The following is a 19462-nucleotide window of genomic DNA, read 5'->3' as shown; positions in this document are numbered from 1 at the left end:
CTCGCCCCTCTCCTGCGCCCCCGCCCCCCCCTCCCGCCGCCCCGCGCCTCCCCCCGCCCCCCCCCCCCCCCCCCCCCCCCCCCCACTACAGGTGGATCTATGGGTAAGGCCTCTGCCGAGCATGGCTCGGCACTGCAAGCCCCTCTCCCGTTTGCGGGAGAGGGGTTGGGGTGAGGGCAGGCTTTATCGGCCTCTGCCGAGCATGGCTCGGCACTACCGGTTCCTGTTACTTCGCGTTGAGCTTGACGATGGTGCTGATCGCGGTTTCGTCGGGGATGGTCTTGGTGTCGGCCCAGTCGCCGCCACCCACGCCGAAGTCCAGGCGCTTGACCGTTGCCTTGCCGGTCAATACCGGCTGTGCGCCCGGTGCCCAAGTAAACGTCAGGGTGACCGGCTTGCTGATGCCGCGCAGTTCCAAGGTGCCGTCGGCGGCGAACTGGTTGTTGCCCAGCGCACGGAAACCGTTGGCGGTATAGCGGGCCTGGGCGAACTGGGCCACGTTGAAGAAATCCGCGCCCTGCAAGGTGGAGTCGCGGTCGCTGTTGCCGCTCTTGGCGCCAACCAACGGAATGGTCACGTCAAGCTTGCCGGCGGCCGGGTTGGCCGGGTCGAAGCTGACCTGGGTCTGGAAGCCCGGGAAGCTGCCAGTGAAAACTTCGCCGTCGTACTTGCTGGCAAACACCAGGATCGAACCGTTGCCGGGCGCCTGCTGGTAGTCGGCAGCCATCGCCGGGGCGACAGCGAGCATGCCGGCAAGTGCGGCAGCAACGGCGGCGGGAGAGGTCAGTTTGATGTTCATGCGGGGTCCTTCTGGGGAGCGTTGAGCCAGCCTTGCGGCAGCATGCGGGTCAGCGTGGCATCGCGTTGATGAATGTGGTGATAGAACGCGGCGCTGGCATGCGCCAGCACCAGCAGGATCAGCGCCCAGAAACCCCATTCGTGGATGGCGTGGGAGACCTGGCTGAGCTGTTCGCTGGGGCCGACCAGCTTTGGCATTTCAACCAGCCCGAACAGCTTGAACGGGCGCAACCCGCTGGCCGAGTCGTACATCCAGCCCGCCAGTGGAATGGCGAACATCAGCACATACAGCGCCCAGTGCGTGGCCGAGGCAATACGCTCCTGCCAACCGGGCGTGCCCGGTACCGGCACCGGTGCGCCGGCATACAGGCGCCATCCCAGTCGCACTGCCACCAGCACCAGCACGCTGATGCCGATCGACTTGTGCATCGTGTAGATCCAGAAATATTTGGGCGTCTTGGGGAACTCGCCCATGGTCAGGCCGACAATACCCAACGCAAGTATCAGCAGGGCGATCAGCCAGTGCAGGCTCTTGCTGACGCTGCCCCAGCGTTGGGCGGTGTTTTTCAGGCTCATGGATGGGTTTCCGTTTGGGTTGCGGCGTCCTGGGCTGCTTTCACGGCCGCCTCGGCGGCGTCGTCCAGGCTGCTGTCTGTGGTGGGTGCCGGCGCGGGAATTGCCGGTGCTGCTTCGGCCCCTGCATCGCGCACGGCTTCGGCCTCGATGCGCAGTGCGACTTGGCCGCCTATCACCGACGGCCACGCGTTGATGCCGAAATCGGCGCGGTTGAGGCTGGCCGTAGCCGAGAAGCCCAGCGTGCGGCGGAACGGCGGCAGCGGATGGCGCTTGAGTGCATTGAGGGTGACATCGAGCATCACCTCACGGCTGACGCCGCGCAGGGTCAACTGGCCGAACACGCGGGCATGGCTGGCATCGATCGGTTCGATGCGGGTGGAGACAAAACGTGCCTGCGGGAAACGCTCGCCATCCAGCAGGTTGCGCGCCAGCGTGGCCTGGTTCCATTTGCCATCGCCCAGATCCAGCCGGGTGATCGGTACGGCAACGTCAAGACGGGCCGTGGCCCAGTCCTGCGGGTCGAAGTCGAGCACGCCCTCGCTGCCGGACACCGTGCCCAATGCCTGCGAGAAGCCGGCGTGGTCAATGGCGAACAGCACCCGGGTATGCACAGGATCGAGCCGATAGCGCTCGTTCGCTGCCAGGGCGGCAACGGGCAGCAGGCTGCAGATCAGCAGAAGCAGGCGTGGCAGCAAGGTCGGGCTCCATAACGGGAAGGGGGATTCTAGGCGTATGCAGGTAACGGTTTGTGCGCATATTGCGCAACGGTTTGTTACGTAGTCGGTTTGGGTGACTTTGCCGGGGCCGGGCGCCGGCGCTACAGTCGCCGGCGATGGAGGTTGTTGCCCGCAGCTTGCGATGGGGAGTGTCGAGCGTTGATGAAACGGATTTTTCGGGGTGTACGGCGGTGCGTGCTGGCAGGGCTGCTGGCGTGGCCGTGCTGGGGCATGGCCTTGGATCTGGCCGAAACGCCGCGCATGCGGCGGCTGAGCGTGGCCGAAGGCCTGCCTTCGCGGACCGTGCTCGCGCTTGCGCAGGACCGCCATGGCTATGTCTGGGCCGCCACCGACGATGGCCTGGCGCGCTACGACGGCGCTCATCTGCGGGTCTGGCGGCACGACCCGCAGGTATCCGGTTCGCTGCCGGGCAATACCCTGGAGACGATGCTGATCGACGCGCAGGACCGGGTTTGGGTCGGCGCCAACGGTGCAGGCCTGTCGATGCTGGACGCCAGCCGGCAGCGCTTCACCCGTTTCGCCGAGCTTGAGGCTATCTGCACCCAGCAGGTCTGGGCGCTGGCCATGCAGGGCACCGATCTGTGGGTAGGCACCAGTGGCAGCGGCATCTGCCTGTTGCATCCCGACGGCCGAATAAGCCGCTATCAGCACCGGCCCGAGGACCCGCGCAGCCTGCCCGACGACACCATCTATGCGCTGTTGCCAGGCAAGGACGGCAGCGTATGGATCGGTACCACCTCCGGCTTGGTGCGCTGGAAGCGTGGCGACGGGTTCGCGACGGTGCAGTCGCCACTGCTCGCCGGCAAGGACGTGATCCGCCTGAGCGGCGACCGTGACGGTGGCATCTGGGCCGGCACCGACGCCGGGCTTTACCGGGTGTCGGACGAGGGCCAGGTAACGCCCGCCCCATGGCCGCAAGCCGCGCAGACCCGCGCAGCGGTGGTGCTGCATGATCGCGATGGCCGTTACTGGATGGGCAGCTCCAATGGCCTGTATCGCGGCGATGCGCAGCGCATGCAGTTGCTGGAAGGCGACGGCGGCAGTGGCTTCCTGACCGGCAACAGCGGTGTGCTGGATCTGCTGCAGGACCATGAAGGCGGCATCTGGACGGCCCTGCTGACCCAGGGCATGGCTTATCTGCGACCGGACTGGTCGCGTTTTTCCAGTCACTACCAGCTCAATGGCAAGTCGCTGGAGAGCTTGTATCTGATCAATTCGGCCGCTGACGGCAAAGGCTTCCTGGTGGTGGGCGGGCACGGCCTGTATCAGCTGGATGGGGCCGGCAAGTTGTCGCAGCTGGCCGGCGAGGCGCAGCTCGGCCCCGGCAGCATCTGGTCGGTGCAGCGCGGTGGCGATGGGGTGATCTGGCTGGGCCGCGCCGGTGGCCTCACCTTGTATCGACCGTCCGATGGGCAGGCCCGGCGCATTGATCTGGGGGTAGGCGATGATCCGGCAACGCGCGCGGATCTGATGCGCCTGGCAGGCGACGGCAGCATGTGGCTGTCGATCATCAACTACGGCCTGCAGCACCGCGCCGCGGACGGACGCTTGTTGGCCGACTATCCGCAGGGCGAGGCCTCCGGGCTGCCGGAAAAACTGGTCGAACAACTGCGCCTGGGCAGCGATGGCAGCCTTTGGCTGGTAGGCGGTGCCGGCGTACAACGGTTTGATGGCCGGCGCTTCGTCACCTTGGCCGGGGTATCGGCCGGCATGGTCTATGACCTGGTATTCCTTGCCGACGGCACCGCCTGGTTGGCACGGGATGGTGCCTTGGAACACTACCGCCACGATGCCGAAGGATTTTCCCTGATCCAGCGGCTGAGCGCCGATGAGGGCGTGCCTGCGGTGGCGATGGGCGGACTGGTCGTGGGCTGCAGCGGTCAGCTGTGGGCGACGACGACGCGTGGGCTGCTGTGGTGGCAACCCGGAGCGTCACGGGTGCGGATGCTGGAGGAGGGCGATGGCCTGAGCGATACCGAATTCACCGCGCGGCCGCCGGCACATGCGGGTTGCGGCCGGGCATTGGCGGTGTCGGCCACCGGTCTTCTCAGCTTCAATCCTGATGCCAAGGTCGCCGTGCCGGTGGGCTCGCAGCTGGTGATCGAATCGGTGGGCGTGCGTCGCGATGATGCCGCCCGCGAGCAGCGTTTGAAGGGATCGTCGATCCAGCTTGGCCCCAATGACCGTGATCTGCGCGTGACCGGGCGGCTGCTGTCCTACGTGGACCCGGCGCGGCATCGCTTCCGTGTGCATATCGAAGGTTACGACCAGAACTGGGTGGATCTGGGCAGCGATGGCGAACGCCTGGTATCGCGCCTGCCTGCGGGCAGTTACCGCATGGACGTGCAGGCTGCCGCTGCCGATGGGCCGTGGACCAACGCGCAGTCGCTGCTGATCGACGTGGCGCCGCCGTGGTGGCGCAGCAACTGGGCATTGGCGCTATGGGCCTTGTTGCTGGCCTTGCTGGCAACGGCGGCGGTGTTTGCGTATCGGCGGCGGGTGCGGCGGCGCAGCGAGTGGCAGCTGGCAGTGCACAAGCAGGAACTTGCCGAACAGGCCTCGCAGGCGAAAACCCGCTTTCTGGCGACGCTGGGGCATGAGGTGCGCACGCCGCTGACCGGCGTGCTGGGCATGAGTGAACTGCTGCTGGGCACCTCGCTGGACGACCGTCAGCAGCGCTACGCCAGCGCGATCCAGCAGGCCGGTACGCACCTGCTGGGCCTGGTCAATGATGCGCTGGATCTGGCGCGTATCGAGGCGGGCAGGCTGGAACTGGATAATCGTCCCTTCGATCTGGGCCGCCTGCTGCAGGAGGTGAGCGCCCTGATGGCGCCCATGGCGGAGCGTCGCGGGCTGTTGTTTGAATCGGCAGCGCCGTTCCCGACCCCGGTGATGGTGGTGGGTGATGCCATGCGCCTGCGGCAGATCCTGATGAACCTGCTGGGCAACGCCATCAAATTCACCGAGCGCGGCAAGGTTGCGGTCGCCGCGCAGCTGCACCCGGACGGGGACGGCATCACCTTGAGCGTGTCCGACAGCGGCCCGGGCATCAGTGCCGAGCAGCAGACGCGTTTGTTCCAGCGCTTCGAGCAGGCCGATGGCAACCGCACGGCATCGCGTTATGGCGGCAGTGGGCTGGGCCTGGCGATCTGCCAGGAGCTGGCGATGGCGATGGGTGGCAGCATCCGCGTCGAAAGCAGGCTGGGCGAAGGCGCCCGGTTTGTGCTGGAACTGCCGTTGCGCTGGCAGCCCGGCAATGTTGTGCCGGCCGGTACGGTTGAACCGGTTGGCGCCACGCGGGCGCTGAAGGTGCTGCTGGTCGAAGACGACCCGACCGTGGCGCAGGTGATTACCGGCTTGTTGGCCGCACATGGCCATCGCGTGGTGCATGCCCCGCACGGACTGGCGGCACTGGCTGAAGTAGCAGGGCAGGACTTTGACATCGGCCTGCTCGATCTGGATCTGCCGGCGCTGGACGGGATTGCATTGGCACGCCAGCTACGTGGTTCCGGGCATATGTTGCCGTTGATCGCGGTGACCGCACGGGCCGACAGCAAGGCCGAACAGTTGGCACGTTCGGCGGGCATGGTTGGTTTCCTGCGCAAGCCGGTGACCGGGCGGATGTTGGTCGATGCGATAGCCGAGGCATTGGCGCTCAGCAAGAGACAGGCACAATAGCGCCATCACAGACGCGCCGTCCGCGCGTTGCAGGAGGCAGGGTTTGATGAAATGGCTTGCAGGGATGTTGGTATGCGGACTACTGCTGGCGATGCAGTCGGTGCAGGCCGAGGTGCCGGCAACACCGCAGCCACGTCAGCTGACCGTGGCCGACGGCCTGCCCTCAAGCAACATCAATGCCTTTGCCGAAGATCTCACCGGCTACCTGTGGCTGGCCAGCCGCGACGGGCTTGCCCGTTACGACGGGCGCAACTACCGAATCTGGCGCGCGGAGAACGGCCTGCGCGACAACGTGGTGTGGAGCCTGCATTCGGACAAGAGCAACCGCTTGTGGATAGGCACGCAGAACGCCGGTCTGGTGATGCTGTCGGCGGACCGGCTTGGCTTCCGGTTCTTCGACCAGCAGACCTATCCGCAGATCGGCAGCAATACCATCTGGGCAATCACCTCCACCGCCGACGGCAGCATCTGGTTCGGCACCGCCACCGGTGGCCTGCACAGGCTTGATCCGGACGGCGGGATCCGTCGTTTCATGCCGGTGCCAGGTGACCCACACAGCCTGCCGGCGGCAGCGGTGACCTATCTGGCGGTTACCCCGGACGGCAGCTTGTGGGTAGGTACCAAGGGCGGGCTGGCGCGCTGGAATGGTGGCGGTTTTGACCGGGTCGGCAGCGAGGTGTTGCCTTCCCCGCGCATCAACGGTTTGAAAGTCGACAAGCAGGGCCGCCTGTGGGTAGCCACCAACGAAGGCGTGGTCGTGCGCCATGCCGATGGTCGCTTCGAGCCGGCCAACTGGCCTGGCGCCACTCCCGGCGAAGTGTTCAACATGCTGCAGTATTCGGCCGATGGCAGCTATTGGCTGGATACGCGCGCCGGCCTTGGCCGGATCCGCAGCACGGTGATGCGCAACGTGCCGTTGTACAGCTCGCAGGAACGCGGCCTGGTCAAGCCGAACTGGTCCAGCGCCTACGAAGACCGCGAAGGTGGCCTGTGGTTTGCCAGTACCAATGCCGGCCTGTGGCACCTGCCGCCCAGCTGGCGACAGTTCTCGGTGCTGTCGCGGCATCTGGATGATCCGGCCTCGCTGCGCAATCCGTATGCCCTGGCGTTGGCTCCCTCGGCCAATGGCGGCATCTGGGTGACCGGCACCCGCGGTGCCCTGGATCGCCTGGATCCTGGGACTGGCGAAGTTCAGCATCATCTGGCGCCGATCGACGGCAACAACTGGCCGCAATCGCTGGTCGAGGATGCGCGCGGCAAGGTATGGATTGGCAGCCTGGATGCGCTGGTGCGCTACGACCCGCGCGACAACAGCGTGCTGCGCTGGCACAGCGACGACCGCACCGACGCGGCAATGCAGGGCGATGCCGATATCGTGCGCAGTTGCGATGGCGGCCGCATCTGGATCTATTCCGAAGACGGTGGCATTCAGCAACGCGATGCCGATGGCCATGTGCTGCTGCATCTGCAGCCGGGCCAGGGCGGCTTGCCGGAAGCATCGGTAGAGGATATGCAGTGCGGTCCGGGTGACCAGCTATGGTTGGCCAGTGGCGCGGGTCTGCATGCCTGGCAATCGTCCAGTGCACGGTTCTCGCCCGTGCCGGGTGGGCCGACGGGGCGCGTATCCACCTTCAACGTGACCGATGCCGGCGTGGTCTGGATTGCCGGGCTGGGGCGGATGGACCGCTACCTGTGGGACGCGCAGCGCATGACCCTGCTCGACCGCGTCGGCGTTGAACAGGGTTTCCCGATGCTGGCTGCAACCGGCCTGCTGGCCGATGCACAGGGCGTGGCGTGGGCAATCAGTGCCCGCGGCCTGATCCGCATCGACCCGGGAAACCGTTCGGTGCGTTTGTACGGCGTGCACGATGGCCTGCCCGGGCAGGAGTTCCGGCGCCGCTCGCTGGTGCAGGCGCGCAGCGGCCAATTGGCCGGTGGTACGCCGGACGGGGTGGTGTTGTTCGACCCCGACCAGGTCAAGCCCTCCACCCGCCGGCCACCACTGATCATCGAGCGGGTCAGCGTCCGCCGTGGGGACAAGGAAAAGGATCTCACCCAGGAATCGCCGTTGCAGATCCTCGACGGCGACCGCGACCTGCGCATCGCCGCACGCTTGCTGTCCTTTGCCGACTCGGCGACCAATACCTACCGCTTCCGCCTGGCCGGCTACGACCCCGACTGGGTGGATGTAGGCGCCAGCGGTGACCGCGTGTTCTCACGGTTGCCGCCGGGGCGCTATCAACTGGAAATCCAGGCCGCTACTTCGGACAACGTATGGTCGCCGGTGCAGACGCTGGCGTTCCGCGTGCAGCCGCCATGGTCACGCAGCCCGGCCGGGGTTATGACCTCCGTCGTGGTGGGCGTGGCGCTGTTGCTGGGCGGCGCGTGGTTGTACCAGCGGCGCCTGCGCCGGCGTAACGAGTGGCAGCTGGCGCGCCACAAGCAGGAGTTGGCCGAACAGGCTTCGCTGGCCAAGACCCGCTTCCTGGCCACGCTGGGCCACGAGGTGCGCACACCGATGACCGGCGTGCTGGGCATGAGCGAGCTGCTGTTGGCCACGCCCCTGGATGAGCGCCAACGCGGTTATACGCAGGCGATCCGGCGTGCCGGCGAACACCTGCTGCGGCTGGTCAACGACGCGCTGGATCTGGCCCGCATCGAGGCCGGCCGCCTGGAGCTGCAGAACCAGCCGCTGGAGTTGCGGCAGTTGCTGGAGGATGTGCGTGGGCTGATGGAACCGCTGGCCAAACGCCGCGGGTTGGACTTCGAATTCGACAACGCCGCCGCACCGCGCACACGCCTGACCGGCGATGTGATGCGCCTGCGGCAGATCCTGCTCAACCTGCTGGGCAATGCAATCAAGTTCACCAGCCACGGCTCGGTGAGCCTGCGGGTGAGGCTGCAGGAAGGCGGCAAGGGCGTGTGTTTCCAGGTCAGCGACACCGGCCCGGGGATCAGTGCCGAGCAGCGGCAACGCCTGTTCCGTCGCTTTGAACAGGCCGACGGCGCGCGCACCGCTGCGCGTTACGGTGGCAGTGGCCTGGGCCTGGCCATCTGCAATGAATTGACCGTGGCAATGGGCGGCAGCATCGAGGTCGAAAGCAGCCTGGGTGAAGGCACCTGCTTCAGCGTGCATCTGCCGTTGGCCTGGGAAGTGCCTGCCACATCGGTCGAGGATGACGTCGCCACCAGCGCGTGGATGAGTCTGCCGCCGCAGCAGGTATTGCTGGTCGAGGATGACCCGACCATCGCTGCGGTGATCCGTGGCCTGCTGGAGGTGCACGGGCATGGCGTGGTGCATGCCGCGCATGGTCTGGCGGCCTTGGCCGAGCTTTCCACCCAGGAATTCGATGTGGGCCTGCTGGACCTGGATCTGCCCGGCATCGACGGCTTCGGGCTGGCCCGGCAGGTGAAGGCGATGGGCTATGAAATGCCGCTGATCGCGGTGACCGCACGTTCCGATACCGAAGCCGAACCGGAGGCGCGCGAGGCAGGCTTCGCCGATTTCCTGCGCAAGCCGGTGACCGCGCAGATGTTGCTGGAAGCCATTGCCGGGGTGCTGGATGCGCAACGCCGGCAGCAGGCGCAGCCCTCACCGGAGTGAGGGTTGCGCAGGCTTATTCGACGACTTCTTCAACGGCGCGCGGGTGCGGGCGGTTGTCGGGCAGTTGCCAGAACACCAGCGTCGAGCTGAGCGTGATCGCACCCACGCAGAGGAAGGTGGCGTGCAGGGCGGCGGTCGCGCCGTGTGCGTTCAGATGGGTGCCGAAGGCCGCCAGCAGGCTGCCGGCGGTAGCCGCGCCGAAGCCGGTGGCCAACATCATCACCATCGACAGCAGGCTGTTGCCGCTGCTGGCCTGATGCATGTCCAGGTCGCGCAGAGTGACGGTGTTCATTACCGTGAACTGCATGGAATTGACCGCGCCGAAGATAGCCAGCTGGGTCAGTTGCAGCCACAGCGGCTGGTTGGCATTGATCAGCGCGAAGCTGGCCATCGCCAGGCCCACGCAGACCGTGTTGATCATCAGGATGCGGCGATAGCCGAAGCGTTCCACCAGACTCACCGCCGCACGTTTTGCGGCCATGCCGGACAAGGCCACCGGAATCATCATCATCCCGGCCGTCATCGGGCTCAGGCCCATGCCGACCTGCAGCAACAACGGAATCAGCAACGGCATCGCACCGCTGCCGATACGCGAGAACAGATTGCCAAGAATGCCGATGCGGAAACTGACCACCTTGAACAGACTCAGCGGGAACAGCGCGTTGCTGGTGCTGGCCGCATGCAGCCAGTAGCCAGCCAGGGCGGCAATTCCGACCACCGCCAGCAACAGCACCAGCGCATGCGCCGAGTTGATCGCCGAGACCCCATCCAGCGCCAGCGACAAGGCAATCATGCCGAAGGCCAGCATCAGGTAGCCGGCCAGATCGAAGCGCTGTTTCTGCTGGCCGTAGTGGTCGGGCATGATCCGCAGCGCGGCGAGGAAGCCGGCCACGCCAATCGGCAGATTGATCAGGAAGATCCAGTGCCAGGACCACACCTCCACCAGCCAACCGCCCATGGTCGGGCCGAGCAGCGGGCCGATCAGCGCGGGGATGGCGATGAAGCTCATTGCTGACAGGAACTGGTCGCGCGGAACCGAGCGCATCACCGCCAAGCGGCCAACCGGCAGCAACATCGCACCGCCAATGCCCTGCAGCACGCGCGAGGCCACCAGCCATTGCAGCGTCGGTGACAGGGCACAGGCCAGCGAGCCCAGGGTGAACAGCACGATCGCGGCGAGAAAGGTACGGCGCGTGCCGAAGCGGTCGGCGATCCAGCCCGAGGCGGGAATGAAACTGGCCACCGCCAGCGCATAGCTGAACACCACCGACTGCATCTGCAGCGGGCTTTCGCCCAGGCTGCGTGCCATCGCCGGCAGTGCTGTATTGACGATGGTCGAGTCCAGCATCTGCATGAAGATGGCCAGTGACACCAACCACAGCAGTGGTTTCTGGGCGGAGCTGGCGGGCAGTGGTCTGGGGGGAGCAGGGGACATCAGGACGGCTCGCGCTAAGGCAGGCGCCTATTGTCCTCCGAAGCATGTGCAGATGCCGCGTAGTGCCGAGCCATGCTCGGCAGTGGCGTCACCCGTAGCAGCAGCTCTGTAGTGCCGAGCCATGCTCGGCAGAGGCGTCACCGGTAGCGGCCGGCTCATGTGCACGGCCCTTGCCGAGCATGGCTCGGCACTACATAAAGCGAAGGCCCGGGTTGCCCCGGGCCTTCAGGATTCAGCGGCGGCTGAGGCGGTGTACCGCATCCACCAGCACGGCGACGTGCTCGGGGTTCATGTCCGGCGACATGCCATGGCCGAGGTTGAACACATGGCCTTCGCGCGAGCCGCCATTGCCGGCGGCATAGCTTTCCAGCACCTTGCCGACTTCGCGGGTGATCGCGTCGGGCGAGCCATACAGCGTGGTCGGGTCCAGGTTGCCCTGCAGTGCGACCTTGCCGCCAACCGCACGCGCGGCGTCTTCCAGGCTGATGGTCCAATCCACGCCGACGCCTTCGGCGCCGCTGGCGGCGAGCTCGGCCACGTACTGGCCTGTGCCCTTGCCGAACAGGATCAGTGGGGTGCGCTCGGCACCTTCGCCGCGCTTGAGTTCACTGGCGATGCGGTTGAGGTAACGCAGTGAGAATTCGCGGTACATCGCCGGTCCCAGCACGCCGCCCCAGGTGTCGAATACCTGCAACGCCTGCGCACCGGCATCGCGCTGTGCCGACAGGTAGGCGATGACCGCGTCGGTCACTACTTCCAGCAGCTGGTGCAGGGCCTTGGGCTCGTTCAGCGCCATTGCCTTGATGCGGGCGAAATCCTTGCTGCCGCCGCCTTCGATCATGTAGCAGGCCAGCGTCCACGGGCTGCCGGAGAAGCCAATCAGCGGCACCTTGCCGTCCAGCTCACGGCGGATCAGGCGCACTGCATCCATCACGTAGCGCAGCTCGGTTTCCATGTCCGGCACCGCCAGCTTGGCGACGGCGGCGACATCACGCACCGGGTGTTTGAACTTGGGGCCTTCGCCGTCGACGAAGTACAGGCCCAGGCCCATCGCGTCCGGCACGGTGAGGATGTCCGAGAACAGGATGGCGGCATCCAGGTCGAAGCGCTCGAGCGGCTGCAGGGTCACTTCGCAGGCGATTTCCGGGTGCTTGGCCATGCCCAGGAAGCTGCCGGCGCGGGCGCGGGTGGCGCGGTATTCCGGCAGGTAGCGGCCGGCCTGGCGCATCAGCCAGACGGGGGTGTAGTCCACAGGTTCGCGGCGCAGGGCGCGCAGGAAGCGGTCGTTGCGAAGTGGGCTGGTCACATGGAACTCCTGGAGGCTGAGGTCCGCAGGCGCGCTGCGGCGCACCTGCAGGGAATACGGGATTCAGGGCGCGGGCTGGCCGGCGGTGAACATTACCTGGAAGCCTTTCTTGATTTGGCCGTCGCGGGCTTTCTCGAAGGCGTGGATGGCTTCGTCATGCTGCAGGAACAGCTCGCGGCGCAGCTGGATGCGGCCGCCGGTCTGGCCACTCTCGCGCAGCAGTTCCCAGCCGCCGAGCAGATCCGGCACCAGGGAGAGCTGTACATAGCGGGGGGCTTCATTGCCGCTGGGCGGCTGTTGCAGTAGGACGCGCATGGCGACGATTGTAGCCGGTGTGCGGATTTTGGGCTGGTTTGGGGGCCCGCGACTTCCTTCTCCCGTTGGGAGAAGGTGCCCAAAGGGCGGATGAGGGTGCGGGCGAAGCCGCATGCTCTTTTGGCGCCATCAGGCTTCGCCCGGACCCTCACCCCAACCTCTCTCCCGCTGGGAGAGGGGGCTCAAGCACTGCCGCTCAGCCTTCCCGCAATACCGCCAGCACTGCGGCTTCATCCACATCCGGCACGACCTCGGCCTTGCCGATGCCGCGCCACAGCACCAGGCGCAGACGCCCGGCGATGTTCTTCTTGTCCAGCCGCATGTGCGCCAGCAGCGCCTGCGCGTCCAGCCCGGCCGGGATGGAGGTTGGAAGACCATAGGCCTGCAGCAGCTCCCGCAGTACCTCGGTGTCTGCCGCATCGGCCATGCCCAGGGCTGCGGACAGTCTGGCCGCCAGCACCATGCCTACCGCTACCGCCTCGCCATGGTTGAGGTTGTCATTGCCCGGCGCGCCGTAGCCCTGCGCTGTTTCGATCGCATGGCCAAAGGTGTGGCCGAGGTTGAGCAGGGCGCGTTCGCCCTTTTCCAGCGGGTCGCGTTCGACGATCTCGGCCTTGTGTTCGCAGCTGCGGGCAATCGCCTGCGCCAGCACGCTGTCGTCGCTGGCCAGCAGGGCCTCACGTTCGGCCTGCAGCCACTGGAAAAACAGCGGGTCGCGGATTGCGCCGTACTTGATCACCTCGGCCAGCCCGGCGCGCAGTTCGCGCAGTGGCAGGGTCCGCAGTGCGCTGGTATCGGCAACCACCGCACGCGGCGGGTGGAAGGCGCCCACCAGGTTCTTGCCCTGTGGAATGTCTACCGCGGTCTTGCCGCCGACCGAGGAGTCGACCATAGACAGCAGGGTGGTGGGCAGCTGCACGCAGTCGACGCCGCGCATCCAGCAGGCCGCGGCAAAGCCGGCCAGGTCACCGACCACGCCGCCGCCCAGTGCCAGTACACAGGCATCGCGGGTTGCGCCCAGGCTGGCCAGCGCGTTGATCGCCGCGGCGAAGTTGTCCAGGGTCTTGGACGCTTCACCGGCCGGGATCACGTGCTGGCCGATTTTCAGATCGGGCCGGGCCGACAACAGCGCGTTCTGTACCTGTGCCAGATACAGCGGTGCGACGGTGTCGTCGCTGACCAGCAGTACATGGCGGCCACGGATTGCGGCCAGCAACGCCTGCGGTTGCGACAGCAGGCCGGGGCCGATATGGATCTGGTAGGGCTGGTCGCCGCCAACGGCGACGGTGTGGGAGGGGGCGGTCATGCGGGTGGGTTCCAGAATCTGCCATTGCGCGGCAAGCCGGGTGACGGTGTGCGCGGTGGCATCGGCGGGGGAGTAGAGATCGGTGTCGATGATCAGGTCGGCGACCTCGCTGTACAGCGGGTCGCGGGCAGCGGCCATGGTGTGCAGCACCTGCTCGCGGTCCTCGCGCTGCAACAGCGGGCGGGTCTTGTCGCGGTGCAGGCGCTGCAGCTGCGAGGCCACGCTGACCCGCAGATAGACCACAAAGCCCTGCGCGCGGATGCGCTGGCGGTTTTCCGGGTCCAGGATGCTGCCGCCACCGGTGGAGATCAGCAGGCCGCTGCCGTCGAGCAGCTTGGCCAGGATCCGCTTTTCATGTGCACGGAAGCCCGCTTCGCCGACATTTTCGAAGATGGCGGGAATGCTGGAGCCGACGTCATCGACGATGGCCTGGTCGGCGTCCACGAACGCCAGGCCAAAGCGCTCGGCCAGGCGCCGGCCGATGCTGGTTTTGCCGGCGCCCATCGGGCCGACCAGGATGAGATTGGGGGCTGGATTCATTGCAGGAAGATGCTAGCACCTCGTGTCAGTGCCTTAACACGGTAGCAGCCAAGCTCGGCAGCTCCACGAATGGTTCGTGGTGCAACCAAGGAGTTGGACATGTCAGTGGCGAAAATCATTGAAGTGAGCGCGTCCTCCAAGACCAGCGTCGAGGATGCCGTGCGCAGTGGTATCAAAAAGGTTGCCGAGACGGTCAAGGGCATCCAGGGCGCCTGGGTCAACGAGACCAAGGTCGTCACCGACGGTGACGGCAACATCATCGAATGGCGGGTGAATCTGCGGATTACCTTCCTGGTGCAATGAATCACGCGTCGGCCGCGCACGGCCTGCGCCGGGGCGCGGCCACGCAACGACACGGCGGCGCTTGCGCCGTCGCGTCGTTCCTGTCGGTCATGTGGCCAGCTGCTGCTTGAACGCGGCCGCTGGTGGCGGCCAGCTTGTATCTGGCAGGCCTTGGCGCTGTGGCGGCGTGTCAGCCCTGCGCGTCGGCCAGCGGCTGCCGCTGTGCATCCAGGGCAATCACCCGGTCGGCAATGTCCGGCAGGGTGCGTAGCGCCTGGCGGCTGATCCGCTCGTAGAACTGCACGAAACGTTCCAGCTGCGGCCGGGTCATGCTGCTGCGGCCGGGTGAGGCCTGCTGCAGTGCCTGCTCCTGCTGCCAGCGCCAGTGCGGCACCACTGAGAAACTGGGCGGCTGCAACATCCACAGGCGGTCAAAGCGCTGCCACAAGGCCGGGTAGTGCTCGGCCAATGCCTGGTTGCACCAGCGCCGCCAGCTGCCGTCGGCATCGGCATCGCGTTCCAATGCGTTCAATGGCGTGCGCAGCGCCTCATCGGCTTCGGCCGGCGTGCCCAGGAACCAGCCTTCGAAGACCAGCAGATCCAGCGGTTGTTCGACCTGCTTCCACTGCGCTTCCGGCACGCGTTCGTCAGCGAGTTTGTCAAAGCGCGGCAGCGGGAAATGCTGGCCGGCCTTGGCTGCATCCAGCGTGGCCATTGCCAGTGCCAGATCATGCGTGCCGGGCGGCCCACGCGTGGCCAGCAGCGGATGGATGCGGTCGGCCAGGCGCTGGCGTTGCGCGCGGGTCAGGTAGGTGTCGTCGATCGAGACTGCGGCGGCACACAGGCCACGGCTACGCGCCAGCTCCACGATCTGGCCTGCCAACGTGGATTTGCCGCTGCCCTGCACGCCACTGATGGCAAGGATCGGCGTGCTGCTGGCACTGGCCAAGGCATCATCCAAGGCCTGCGCCACCAATGCGGTTGCAAAGCGGCGTTGGGAAAAACTGTGCGGAGCGGGGGACATGACGCCACAATAGCCCAAACCCGTGGCGTACGAAGCAGGACCATGACCAATCTTTATGCAGAAGCGTTATCAACTTTCGCCGCATTGTTTGAAGAGGCCAAGGCTGGCAAGGAAATCGATGCCACCGCGATGACCGTGGCCACCGCTGACATCGACGGCCGGCCTTCGGCGCGCACGGTGCTGCTCAAGGCCTTCGATGAACGTGGTTTTGTGTTCTATACGCACCTGGACAGCCGCAAGGGTCGTGAGCTGCATGAGAACCGCGCGGCGGCGTTGTTGTTCCTGTGGCGCAGCCTGCGCGAAGCCGGCATCCAGGTGCGCATTGAAGGTGACGCGCAGCTGGTATCGGCGGCTGAAGCCGACGCCTATTTTGCCAGCCGCCCTCGCATGAGCCAGATCGGCGCGTGGGCATCGGTGCAGTCGCAGCCGCTGGCGTCGCGCGAGGAATTCGAGCAGCGTTTGGCCAATTTCGAGGCGCGCTTTGAAGGCCGCGATGTGCCGCGCCCGGACGGTTGGGGTGGCGTGCGTATCGTCCCGCGCCGGATCGAATTCTGGTACGGCGCCGATTTCCGTCTGCACGAGCGTTGGTGCTATGAGGCCGATGCGGCGGGGGAGTGGAGCAAGCGGATGCTGTTCCCGTGAAGCGGGCCGGCGTCGACATCCGCCGCGCGCTGGCCAGTGACTGGCCGGCGTGGGCGCAGTTGCGTCGCGCCTTGTGGGCTGATTGCGAGACGGATCTGGCCGAGCTGCAGCACATGCTGGAAGAAGACGGTACCGTGCTGCTGGCCTTCGCGCAGGGCCAAGCGGTGGGCCTGGCCGAAGCCAGCCTGCGGCATGACTACGTCAATGGCACCTCCCGTTCGCCGGTGGGCTTTCTCGAAGGCTGGTATGTGATTGAAAGCCAGCGTGGCCGTGGCATCGGTCGCGCGCTGGTGGCCGAGGTTGCGCACTGGGCACGCACGCAGGGCTGCAGCGAGCTGGCCTCCGATACCGCGCTGGACAATGCGCAGGCCCAGGCCGCGCACAAGGCCAGCGGCTTTGTCGAAACCGAACGCGTGGTTTATTACTGCATGGGCCTGGACGCGCCGGCGGCATGAAACTGCTTCCGCTCTACCGCATCACCGTGTTCGTACCGCCGGCCGACCTGACGCGGTTGAAGCAGGGCATCCTGGCGGTCGATGATCTGGCCGCCGGCGGCTACGCCGATGGCATGTGGGAATCGGACGCGCGCGAGCAGTTCCGGGTGCTGGACGGCACCCGTTGCGTGCAGGGGCAGGGCGGTGAGCGCGTATATCAGCCCTCGGTGCGCCTGGAGTTCTGCATCCCGCGCGATGCGCAACGCCTGCAAGACCTGTTGGCGGCCATTGCCGCGCATCATCCCTGGAATACCCCGGCGGTTTTCGTCGATACAACGGAGTTCGCCGTCGCATGATCGGCCCGCGTCGCATTGTCTGTCTTACCGAAGAACCCACCGAGACCCTTTACGCCCTGGGCGAGCAGGACCGCATTGTCGGCATCAGCGGCTTTACCGTGCGGCCGCCGCAGGCGCGCCGCGACAAGCCCAAGGTCAGTGCCTTCACCAGCGCCAAGGTGGGGGAGATCCTCAAGCTCAAGCCGGATCTGGCGATTGGTTTTTCCGATATCCAGGCTGATATCGCGGCGGAGTTGATCCGCAATGGCGTGGAAGTCTGGATTGCCAACCATCGCAGCGTGGCTGGCATCCTCGATTACATCCGTCGCTTGGGTGGTCTGGTGGGCGTGGCCGAGCGCGCCGGCGCGTATGCCGATGAGCTGCAGCGCGGCCTGGATGCGATCGCCGCACAGGCGGCAACGCTGCCGCAGCGTCCGCGCGTCTATGTCGAGGAATGGGACGAGCCCATCATCACCGGTATCCAATGGGGCGCCGAGCTGGTGGAGATCGCCGGTGGCATCGATGTGTTTCCCGAATTGTCGCGCGAGCCGCTGGCCAAGGCGCGCATTCTTGCCGATGGCGATCCGGTGATCGCGCGCAACCCGGACATCATCATCGGCTCATGGTGCGGCAAGAAATTCCGTCCCGAGCGGGTCGCAGCGCGGCCCGGCTGGGAGGCCATCAATGCGGTACGCGATGGCGAACTGCATGAGATCAAATCACCGCTGATCCTGCAGCCGGGCCCGGCCGCACTCACCGATGGCGTGCAGGCAATAGCTCAGATCATCCAGCAATGGTCGAAGCGGTAGGAATGTTGTAGGAGCGGCGTAAGCCGCGAAGCCAACAGCAACCAATCCGCCGATTCAACTGCAATCAGCTGCATCGCCCGGATGTGGGAGCGGCATAAGCCGCGAAGCTGGAAATGTGAGAAGGCGCCAAAAGCTCACCCCTCCCCAACCCGCCCGGCCCGAAGGCATAGCCTTCGGTCGTTCATCAGGCCGCGCGCCGGTGGCGCGCAAGCAGCCCTTCTTCACCCCCTTTGCTGCGCAAAAGGGAGGGAGCAACGGCGCGCTCCTCCCAGCTATCGCTTGGTCTTTCGCAAAAGGGAGGGAGCAACGGCGCGTTACCCTCTCGGCGCCAACCCCGTATAGCGCGCACGCGGCCGTATCAAGGTGCCCAATGCCTGTTGCTCCAGCGCATGCGCCAGCCAGCCGGTAAGACGCGCAGTGGCGAACATCACCAGTGCATGCGCCCCCGGCAGTTCGTACACGTAGCAGATGGCGCCCAGCATGCCGTCGATGTTCGGATGCTGGCCGCTGACTTCTTCGGTGGCGGCCAGCACTGTTTCCACCTGGCGCAAGCGCGGGGAGTCGGTGCATGAGGCGCGCAGCTGGCGCAGCACTTCAGCGCCGCGCGGGTCGCCGTCGGGGTAGAGCAGGTGATGGAAACCCGGCAGCTCGTCGCCACGCCGCCAACGTTCGGCAATGAACGTGGCAGGCGCGCCACTGGCTTCTGCATCCAGCAGCAAGGCATGCGCGCGGGCGGTGGCGCCGCCGTGGCGGGGGCCGGACAGCGCGGCCAGACCAGCACTGACGGTGGCATGCAGGTGCGCACCCGTGGAGGCCACCACGCGCGCGGCAAAGGCGGACACATTGAGCTCGTGATCGGCGCATAGCACCAACGCCGAGCGCACCAGCTCGGCGAATGCCGCATCACCCGGACGCCACGCATCGGCCAGCAGGCGATGCACGGGGCGCGCATCCGGCTCGGTACCGACCAGCAGCGCCGCGTTCTGCCGCAGCAGCATGGCTGCAACCTCACGCCGTACTGCGATGGCGGCATTGAGCGATTGGCGTTGTTCCAGTGCCAGCAATGGGATGCAGGCCATTGCGCGTTCCACCGGCGGCAGTTCCGTGTCCAGTGCGAGGCTGGCGATCCGTGGTGGCCACGCGGCCGGCGCGGTGGCAGCGAATGGGTCCTGGTCGTCGCATTCCCATAGCAGCCGCGCGATGTCCTCAAGGGTGGCGCCGGCCTGTGCCGCAGCCACCGCTGAACGGCCACGGTAATAGGGCGCGTCCGGGCGGATCAGCGAGATGCGCGTCTCCAGCACTGGCAGGCCGCGATCCAGGCTTTGCGCAGCACCGCGTTCGGCCCCACGGCCGGCGCGCTTGCGCTGTGCCAGCCGCTCCACCTCCGCACGCAGGTACACCCGGCTGCGTGGCTGTGGTCCCGGCCGCGAGCTCAGTTGCCCCCGGCTGACATAGGCATACAGCGTGGCGGCGCTGATGCCGAGCAGGGCACAGGCTTCATTGGCGGTGATCAGTTCGGTGTCGGTGTGCTCGGACATGCGCATTCAATATGTTGATTGATTGAATCAAGATTGATCAATGCATCGGATAGTGACAGATTGAGCGCCATAGCGGAATGGCATGCTCGCCTCCGCCCCGCCA

General features: G+C 66.3%; 16 protein-coding genes and 1 pseudogene. 7 read left to right on the top strand and 10 right to left on the bottom strand.

Annotation, left to right across the window (positions count from 1 at the left end):
* Positions 1-226 precede the first annotated feature (226 nt).
* From ABE493_RS16395 to ABE493_RS16385, 3 genes are read right to left on the bottom strand one after another with little or no spacing between them, the layout of a single operon-like run.
* Complete coding sequence (locus tag ABE493_RS16395; protein WP_346499944.1) at positions 227-799, bottom strand: YceI family protein; 573 nt, start codon at positions 797-799, stop codon at positions 227-229.
* On the bottom strand, positions 796-1374 hold the full coding sequence (locus ABE493_RS16390; RefSeq protein WP_346499943.1) for a cytochrome b: 579 nt from the start codon (positions 1372-1374) through the stop codon (positions 796-798). Before ABE493_RS16390 ends, ABE493_RS16395 begins: the two co-directional genes overlap by 4 nt.
* A complete protein-coding gene (locus tag ABE493_RS16385; protein WP_430980804.1) occupies positions 1371-2069 on the bottom strand; it encodes a YceI family protein in 699 nt (232 codons plus the stop codon). Before ABE493_RS16385 ends, ABE493_RS16390 begins: the two co-directional genes overlap by 4 nt.
* Before the next feature lie 183 nt (positions 2070-2252).
* Here ABE493_RS16385 and ABE493_RS16380 point away from each other — a divergent pair, with 183 nt between their 5' ends.
* Positions 2253-5789, top strand: a complete 3537-nt coding sequence (locus ABE493_RS16380) for an ATP-binding protein (protein WP_346499942.1) — start codon at positions 2253-2255, stop codon at positions 5787-5789.
* Between the two features lie 46 nt (positions 5790-5835).
* Entirely contained in the window at positions 5836-9393 is a 3558-nt protein-coding gene (locus ABE493_RS16375; protein WP_346499941.1) for a sensor histidine kinase, read from the top strand.
* 13 nt (positions 9394-9406) lie between these two features.
* On the opposite strand, the gene mdtD is transcribed toward ABE493_RS16375, so the two are convergent.
* From mdtD to ABE493_RS16350, 5 genes and pseudogenes are all read right to left on the bottom strand, one after another.
* A complete protein-coding gene (mdtD, locus tag ABE493_RS16370) occupies positions 9407-10828 on the bottom strand; it encodes a multidrug transporter subunit MdtD (RefSeq protein ID WP_346499940.1) in 1422 nt (473 codons plus the stop codon).
* Between the two features lie 232 nt (positions 10829-11060).
* Positions 11061-12134, bottom strand: a complete 1074-nt coding sequence (hemE, locus tag ABE493_RS16365; RefSeq protein ID WP_346499939.1) for a uroporphyrinogen decarboxylase — start codon at positions 12132-12134, stop codon at positions 11061-11063.
* A 63-nt stretch (positions 12135-12197) separates the two neighbouring features.
* The gene (locus ABE493_RS16360) at positions 12198-12449 is read right to left on the bottom strand and encodes a WGR domain-containing protein (RefSeq protein WP_057629428.1); all 252 of its coding nucleotides are present in this window, start codon (positions 12447-12449) and stop codon (positions 12198-12200) included.
* Positions 12450-12645: 196 nt separating this feature from the next.
* Positions 12646-13755, bottom strand: a complete 1110-nt coding sequence (aroB, locus tag ABE493_RS16355) for a 3-dehydroquinate synthase (RefSeq protein WP_346499946.1) — start codon at positions 13753-13755, stop codon at positions 12646-12648.
* An 18-nt stretch (positions 13756-13773) separates the two neighbouring features.
* A pseudogene (locus ABE493_RS16350) lies at positions 13774-14295 on the bottom strand (shikimate kinase); the annotation flags it as partial.
* A 99-nt stretch (positions 14296-14394) separates the two neighbouring features.
* Here ABE493_RS16350 and ABE493_RS16345 point away from each other — a divergent pair.
* Positions 14395-14598 carry a dodecin family protein gene (locus tag ABE493_RS16345; RefSeq protein WP_057629454.1) on the top strand — a complete coding sequence of 68 codons (204 nt, stop codon included), beginning with the start codon at positions 14395-14397 and terminating at the stop codon, positions 14596-14598.
* 169 nt (positions 14599-14767) lie between these two features.
* Here ABE493_RS16345 and ABE493_RS16340 read toward each other — a convergent pair whose 3' ends face one another.
* Positions 14768-15601 (bottom strand): kinase, encoded by an 834-nt coding sequence (locus ABE493_RS16340; protein WP_346499938.1) that lies wholly within the window; start codon positions 15599-15601, stop codon positions 14768-14770.
* A gap of 42 nt (positions 15602-15643) precedes the next feature.
* Between ABE493_RS16340 and pdxH the strand changes: the two genes are divergently transcribed.
* Genes pdxH through ABE493_RS16320 form a run of 4 tightly spaced genes read left to right on the top strand, consistent with a single transcriptional unit; the run spans position 15644 to position 17821 of the window.
* Complete coding sequence (pdxH, locus tag ABE493_RS16335; protein WP_346499937.1) at positions 15644-16243, top strand: pyridoxamine 5'-phosphate oxidase; 600 nt, start codon at positions 15644-15646, stop codon at positions 16241-16243.
* Positions 16240-16698 carry an aminoglycoside 6'-N-acetyltransferase gene (gene aac(6'), locus ABE493_RS16330; protein WP_346499936.1) on the top strand — a complete coding sequence of 153 codons (459 nt, stop codon included), beginning with the start codon at positions 16240-16242 and terminating at the stop codon, positions 16696-16698. The genes pdxH and aac(6') overlap by 4 nt, the downstream gene beginning before the upstream one ends.
* Complete coding sequence (locus ABE493_RS16325; RefSeq protein WP_346499935.1) at positions 16695-17033, top strand: hypothetical protein; 339 nt, start codon at positions 16695-16697, stop codon at positions 17031-17033. Before aac(6') ends, ABE493_RS16325 begins: the two co-directional genes overlap by 4 nt.
* Entirely contained in the window at positions 17033-17821 is a 789-nt protein-coding gene (locus tag ABE493_RS16320) for a cobalamin-binding protein (RefSeq protein WP_346499945.1), read from the top strand. The genes ABE493_RS16325 and ABE493_RS16320 overlap by 1 nt, the downstream gene beginning before the upstream one ends.
* A 314-nt stretch (positions 17822-18135) precedes the next feature.
* Here ABE493_RS16320 and ABE493_RS16315 read toward each other — a convergent pair whose 3' ends face one another.
* Positions 18136-19359, bottom strand: a complete 1224-nt coding sequence (locus ABE493_RS16315; protein ID WP_346499934.1) for a citrate synthase family protein — start codon at positions 19357-19359, stop codon at positions 18136-18138.
* Positions 19360-19462 lie beyond the last annotated feature (103 nt).

The sequence above is a fragment of the Stenotrophomonas terrae genome, from assembly GCF_039674165.1.
Lineage (GTDB): Bacteria > Pseudomonadota > Gammaproteobacteria > Xanthomonadales > Xanthomonadaceae > Stenotrophomonas > Stenotrophomonas terrae_A.
This window is presented reverse-complemented; position numbering and strand designations above follow the sequence as displayed.

Coding starts and splice junctions, on each gene's coding strand:
- ABE493_RS16395 (WP_346499944.1), bottom strand. CDS start 799: ATGAACATCAAACTGACCTCTCCCGCCGCCGTTGCTGCCGCACTTGCC.
- ABE493_RS16390 (WP_346499943.1), bottom strand. CDS start 1,374: ATGAGCCTGAAAAACACCGCCCAACGCTGGGGCAGCGTCAGCAAGAGC.
- ABE493_RS16380 (WP_346499942.1), top strand. CDS start 2,253: ATGAAACGGATTTTTCGGGGTGTACGGCGGTGCGTGCTGGCAGGGCTG.
- ABE493_RS16375 (WP_346499941.1), top strand. CDS start 5,836: ATGAAATGGCTTGCAGGGATGTTGGTATGCGGACTACTGCTGGCGATG.
- mdtD (WP_346499940.1), bottom strand. CDS start 10,828: ATGTCCCCTGCTCCCCCCAGACCACTGCCCGCCAGCTCCGCCCAGAAA.
- ABE493_RS16360 (WP_057629428.1), bottom strand. CDS start 12,449: ATGCGCGTCCTACTGCAACAGCCGCCCAGCGGCAATGAAGCCCCCCGC.
- aroB (WP_346499946.1), bottom strand. CDS start 13,755: ATGACCGCCCCCTCCCACACCGTCGCCGTTGGCGGCGACCAGCCCTAC.
- ABE493_RS16345 (WP_057629454.1), top strand. CDS start 14,395: ATGTCAGTGGCGAAAATCATTGAAGTGAGCGCGTCCTCCAAGACCAGC.
- ABE493_RS16340 (WP_346499938.1), bottom strand. CDS start 15,601: ATGTCCCCCGCTCCGCACAGTTTTTCCCAACGCCGCTTTGCAACCGCA.
- pdxH (WP_346499937.1), top strand. CDS start 15,644: ATGACCAATCTTTATGCAGAAGCGTTATCAACTTTCGCCGCATTGTTT.
- ABE493_RS16325 (WP_346499935.1), top strand. CDS start 16,695: ATGAAACTGCTTCCGCTCTACCGCATCACCGTGTTCGTACCGCCGGCC.
- ABE493_RS16315 (WP_346499934.1), bottom strand. CDS start 19,359: ATGTCCGAGCACACCGACACCGAACTGATCACCGCCAATGAAGCCTGT.